Source organism: Phenylobacterium sp. (assembly GCF_035276905.1).
Taxonomy (GTDB): domain Bacteria; phylum Pseudomonadota; class Alphaproteobacteria; order Caulobacterales; family Caulobacteraceae; genus Phenylobacterium.
Window position 1 is genome coordinate 1 of record NZ_DATELG010000416.1, and the last position, 5,289, is coordinate 5,289.

Genomic DNA, 5,289 nt, shown 5'->3' on the forward strand with positions numbered 1-5,289 from the left:
GGCGACCCGCGGCCGAGCCGCCCACGTACTCGCCCGCGGTTATGGAGGAAGCCTCGCCGGACCGGCGCAGGTCGATCCCGCCCGCCACGCCAGCGCCGAGGTCGGCGACGAGCCGCTGATGCTGGCGCGGGACTTTCCCATCTGGGTGGCGCGCGACCGGGCCGCGGGCGCGCGAGCCGCCGCCGCCGCGGGCGCCCAGGCGATCGTCATGGACGACGGCCACCAGAACCCGTCGCTGAAGAAGGCGCTGTCGCTGGTGGTGGTCGACGGCGAGGTGCGCGACGGCGAATGGCCGTTCGGCGACGGCCGGGTCTTTCCCGCAGGCCCGCTGCGCGAGCCGCTGGCCGCCGGCCTCGCCCGGGCCGAGGCCTCGATCGTGCTGTCGCCGGCGGACCGGCCAGGCGTCGATCCCGAGCTGGCCCGGAGCCTTGCCGCAAGGCCCGTGCTGGCGGCCCGGCTGGAGCCGGTCCAGCCGCCGCCGCCCGGCCCGCAGGTCGGCTTCGCCGGCGTCGGCAAGCCCTGGAAGGTGGAGCGGGCGTTGCGCGCCGCGGGCTGCGAACTGGCCGACTTCGCGCCGTTTGCCGACCACTTCGCCTACGACGAAGCGACGCTGAAGCTGCTCGCCGAACGCGCCGAGCAGTTCGGCGCGGGCCTGGTCACCACCGAGAAGGACTGGGTGCGGCTGCCGCCGGCCTGGCGCGCGCGGATCGCGGACTGGCCGGTGCGGGCGGTGTTCGAGGCGCCGGAAGCGCTGGATGCGCTGCTTGCCCCGCTGTTCAATGAGCCCCGTAGCTGACGACCTGCGGCCGCGCCGGCTCGACCGGCGCATCGGTCTCCTGCTCGGCGCCGACAATGGCGCGGACCAGCTCCAGCACCTTGCGGCGCACCCGGCTGCGGCCGAGCTTTGGAAACAGGTTGGCGAGCTCGGCGCCCTCCGCCGTCAGCAGGAAGGCGTGAGCCTCGAGGTTCGGCGCGGCGACCGGCGGCTCGAGCTCGTCGGCGACCGACAGGCCCTCGTAGAAGTAGGCCACATTGGCGTTGAGCGCGCGGGCGATCTCGAACAGCTTGGAGGCGCTGACACGGTTGGCGGCGCGCTCGTACTTCTGGACCTGTTGGAAGGTCAGGCCGAGCGCCTCCGCCAGCTTTTCCTGGCTGATGTTGAGTTCCTTGCGACGCATCCGGATCCGCAAGCCCACGTGGCGATCGACCGGATGGGGCCCCCCGCCCCCCTCCAGGTCCTCGCGGCCCTCAACGGCGTCCATGCCGCCGCGCGAAACCGAACTCATCTGCCGAACTCCACATGCAACCCTTCGGCGTAGCGAGAAGCGGCCGCCGGCCGCTCCGTCTCAACGCCCCCAGGTTGAGCAGAACGGCATTTTGTTGCGGCGTTGAAGCGAAGCCCTACCCGATTTGGGGGACCGATACCCGTTTTGGGTGAGCTGATTTGTCGCAGCGTTCGGCGAACCCGACTACGGTTGCGAGCGATTGGAGGATGATTCCCGTTTAACGGGTAAGCGCGCGCCAGCCGATGTCGCGGCGGAAGAAGCCGTCGGCAAACTCGATCCGCTCGATCGCGCCATAGGCCGTGGCGAGCGCCGCCTCGAGGTCGGGGCCCTTGCCGCAGACGTTCAGCACCCGCCCGCCGGCGGCGCGCAAGATCCCCGCCTCGTCGCGTTGCGTGCCGGCGTGAAAGACCACCGCATCGGGGCCGAAGTCCTGGTCGGCGCCGCGGATCTCGCCGCCGGACGCCGGCGTCCCGGGATAGCCCCTGGCGGCGACGACGACGCAGGCCGCGGCCTCGTCGCGCCAGACCGGCGGCGGCATGTCCTTCAGCGTCCCCGTCGCGCAGGCCTTGAGGTAGGGGACGAGGTCGCTTTTCAGGCGCAGCATCAGCACCTGGCACTCCGGGTCGCCGAAGCGGACGTTGAACTCGACCAGCTTTGGCCCGTGCTTCGTGGCCATCAGTTCGACGAACAGCACTCCACGGTAGGGCGCGCCCTCGGCGGCGATGCCGGCGAAGGCCGGCTCGACCAGCCGCTCGCGGATCTGCTCGACCAGCGCGGGCGTAAAGACCGGCGCCGGCGAATAGGTCCCCATGCCGCCGGTGTTGGGCCCCTGCTCGCCGTCGAAGGCGCGCTTGTGGTCCTGGGCCCAGCCGAACAGCAGCGAGGCCTCGCCGTCGCAGAGGGCGAAGAGCGAACCGATCTCGCCCTCGAGGAACTCCTCGATCACCACCCGCGCGCCGGCGGCCCCGAAGCGGCCGCCCAGGGCGTCGTCGATCGCCGCCTCCGCCTCGGCGCGGGTGGAGGCGATCACCACCCCCTTGCCGGCCGCCAGGCCGTCGGCCTTGATCACATAGGGCGCCTCGAAGCGGTCGAGCGCCGCACGCGCCGCGGCCGCCTCGTCGCAGACCACATAGGCCGCGGTCGGCAGGCCGTGGCGGTCGGCGAAGGCCTTGGTGAAGGCCTTGGAGGATTCCAGCTGGCCCGCCTGGGCCGTCGGCCCGAAACAGGCGATCCCCGCCGCCTGCAGAGCGTCGGCCAGGCCCGCGGCCACCGACAGCTCCGGGCCGATCACCACCAGGTCGGCGGCGATCTCGCGGGCCAGCGCCGTCAGGGCCTCGACGTCGGTCGCACCGACCGCCCGCGTCTCGCACAGGGCCGCCATGCCGGGATTGCCGGGCGCGGCCACGAGGCGGGTCAGGAGCGGCGACTGGGCGATCTTCCAGGCCAGGGCGTGCTCACGTCCGCCGGCGCCCACGAGCAGGATGTTCATGGCCGCGGGCTTTGGCGCGGGCAGGAAGCGGGGTCAAGCCCGCCGTCCCTTTGATTCCTCGCTCCCCATTAAGGGAGGGACTTCGTGTCTGAGGCGACGACAAAATACCCGACGCACGCGCAAGTCGAGCTCAAGCTTTCATACAGTTCACACGGGACTGTCACACACGAGTGAGAAAGGAAACGCTTCAGCAATCAACCTTAATGAGTTCTTGCGGGGCAAACATGCGATCCAGACTTTTCCTCGGCCTGCTGCTGGGCAGCGCTTTGTCGGCGGCGGCGGCCCACGCCAACGTCCTGCTGCTCGCCCAGGGCGCGCTCAACGGCAGCTCCGATCTTTCGGGCCTGACCGGCACGCTCGAGAACGGCGTCGCCGCCAACATGCTCGGCGGCCTCGGCTCGGGCATCTCCTACGCCGGCGGGAGCACCTTCGTCGCCGTCCCGGATCGCGGCCCCAACGCCGTCAGCTACAACGCCGCCGTCGACGACACGACGTCCTACATCAGCCGCGTCCAGACCCTGGACATGCAGCTGACGCTGGGCGGCGGCGGCTCGCTGCCCTTCAGTCTGACGCCGACCCTCACCGGCACCACCCTGCTCTATTCGACCACCCCGCTGAACTACGGCAGCGGCGCCACGGTCGGCCTGGGCTCGGGCGCGCCGGCCCAGAACAGCGCCGGCGTCTATTACTTCACCGGCCGCTCGGACAACTTCGGCGCGGGCGACTCCGGCAACGCCGCCAACGCCCGCTTCGACCCGGAATCGATCCGCGTCGCGCCGGACGGCAAGTCGGTCTTCATCTCCGACGAGTACGGCCCCTACATCCGCCAGTTCGACCGTTCGACCGGCGCCCTGATCAAGACCTTCACCCTGCCCAGCAACCTGGACGTGACCAACCTGTCGCCCGTGGGCGCCACCGAGATCGCCAACAACACCGTCGGCCGCGTCGCCAACAAGGGCATGGAAGGCCTGGCGATCACGCCGGACGGGAAGACCCTGGTCGGCATCATGCAGGCCCAGCTGGAGCAGGACACCAGCACGAAGATGGTGCGCATCGTCACCGTCGACATCGCCACCGGCACGACCCACGAGTACGGCTACACCCTGACCACCGGCACCGGCGTCAGCGACATCGTGGCGATCAACGACCACCAGTTCCTGGTCGACGAGCGGGACGGCAAGGGCCTGGGCGACGGCTCCACCGCCAAGGTCAAGCAGATCTTCAAGATCGACATCTCGGGCGCGGTCGACATCACCAACATGGCGGGCGCCGCGGCGGCTGCGAACGTGGTGGCCAAGAGCGCCACACCGTTCGTCGATCTGGTCGCCGCGCTGACCGCGCTCGGGATCCCGGCCACGCAGATCCCGGCCAAGATCGAAGGCGTCACCTTCGGCCAGGACGTCACCTACAACGGCCAGAACTACCACACCCTGTTCATCGCCAACGACAACGACTTCGTGCCCGCAACCGCCGGGCCGAACCAGTTCTACGTGTTCGGCTTCCAGGACGGCGACCTGCCGAACTACGTGGCGGAGTCGATCGCCGTCCCCGAGCCGGCGACCTGGGCGATGATGCTGACCGGCTTCTTCGGCCTCGGCGGCATGCTCCGCGCGCGCCGTCGCCAGGGCGTCCAGGCCCAGGCGGTCTGAGCGGCCAGATGGTCCTCGCCGGCCGGCTTCGGGCCGGCGAGGGTTCCGCTACGGCAGGCTGAGCGCCCCGACCAGGGTTCCCAGAACGCGTTCCGGCGCCGACAGGCAAGCCTCGAGCGCCCTCGCCGCGTCGCTGCAGGCGTCCAGGTCGCGTTCGATGAACATCAGCCGACGGAAGAGGTCGAAGGCGCGGTGACTGACCGGCGCCTCGGGGCGGATCTGGGATCGGCTCCCATGCTCGGACGGCGTGGTCAGAAAGGGCAGGCAGACCGCCGCCTTGAGGTCGCCCGCCATGACTCGCTGGTTCAGGTAGACGTCATAAGGCGTATCGAGCTCCGACGCCTCGACCAGCAACCGATGCAGCCTGGCCTTGGACCCACCGCGGACCAGGTAGGCGGTCGCGCCCACGAAGGCGGCGCCGCCCAACGCAGCCGTGGCGACCTCGCCCGCGCCCCCGAGACGCTCGCGGGTGCGAACAGCCTCGACGATCCTCGCCGGCTGAACGAGCGCGAGGTCCGTGTAGAGGAGATCCCAGTCCTCCGGACGCTGCAGCATCTCGGTCAGCAGCGGAAACGCCGGTCGCGAGAAGACCACATCGTCTTCGAGCACGAAGAGCGGCGCCTCGTCGTCGAGATGCCGACCGATCAATCGCCGGTGGCTTTCGAAGCAGGCCTTCTCGGTCGGCCGCAAGCGGCCGGGCGCCTGCGCCACATCGGCGGCCGTGACGGCCGGGAACCGCTGCAACGTCCAGCCCGCGGAAGGGACGAGGGCGAAGTCGGCCTCGAGCTGGCGCCGACGTTCCACGGCGGTGTCCAGATTGATGTAGCAGGCTCGCATGGCGCGCCCTCTAGCAGCCTGCCCTGGA

The 5,289-nt window shown here is 70.4% G+C and carries 4 protein-coding genes and 2 pseudogenes; 3 read left to right on the top strand and 3 right to left on the bottom strand.

Translation table 11 applies throughout. From position 1 onward, the window contains the following. A partial coding sequence (lpxK, locus tag VJS38_RS19845; RefSeq protein ID WP_324089878.1) for a tetraacyldisaccharide 4'-kinase occupies positions 1 to 796 on the top strand: 796 nt, incomplete at its 5' end. On the opposite strand, the gene VJS38_RS19850 is transcribed toward lpxK, so the two are convergent. Together VJS38_RS19850 and purD are read right to left on the bottom strand one after the other, a co-directional pair. Next, positions 777 to 1,286 (bottom strand): helix-turn-helix domain-containing protein, encoded by a 510-nt coding sequence (locus VJS38_RS19850; protein WP_414692470.1) that lies wholly within the window; start codon positions 1,284 to 1,286, stop codon positions 777 to 779. The two genes, lpxK and VJS38_RS19850, sit on opposite strands and share 20 nt — an antisense overlap. Positions 1,287 to 1,503: 217 nt before the next feature. Beyond that, positions 1,504 to 2,775 carry a phosphoribosylamine--glycine ligase gene (purD, locus tag VJS38_RS19855; protein WP_324089879.1) on the bottom strand — a complete coding sequence of 424 codons (1,272 nt, stop codon included), beginning with the start codon at positions 2,773 to 2,775 and terminating at the stop codon, positions 1,504 to 1,506. A gap of 380 nt (positions 2,776 to 3,155) precedes the next feature. Here purD and VJS38_RS19860 point away from each other — a divergent pair. Together VJS38_RS19860 and VJS38_RS21045 are read left to right on the top strand one after the other, a co-directional pair. Then, positions 3,156 to 4,220: pseudogene (locus tag VJS38_RS19860) on the top strand (esterase-like activity of phytase family protein); the annotation flags it as partial. Between the two features lie 99 nt (positions 4,221 to 4,319). Continuing rightward, positions 4,320 to 4,424, top strand: a pseudogene (locus VJS38_RS21045) (PEPxxWA-CTERM sorting domain-containing protein); the annotation flags it as partial. Between the two features lie 48 nt (positions 4,425 to 4,472). On the opposite strand, the gene VJS38_RS19865 reads toward VJS38_RS21045, so the two are convergent. Next, on the bottom strand, positions 4,473 to 5,289 hold an 817-nt coding region (locus tag VJS38_RS19865; RefSeq protein WP_324089881.1), incomplete at its 5' end, for a glycosyltransferase family 25 protein.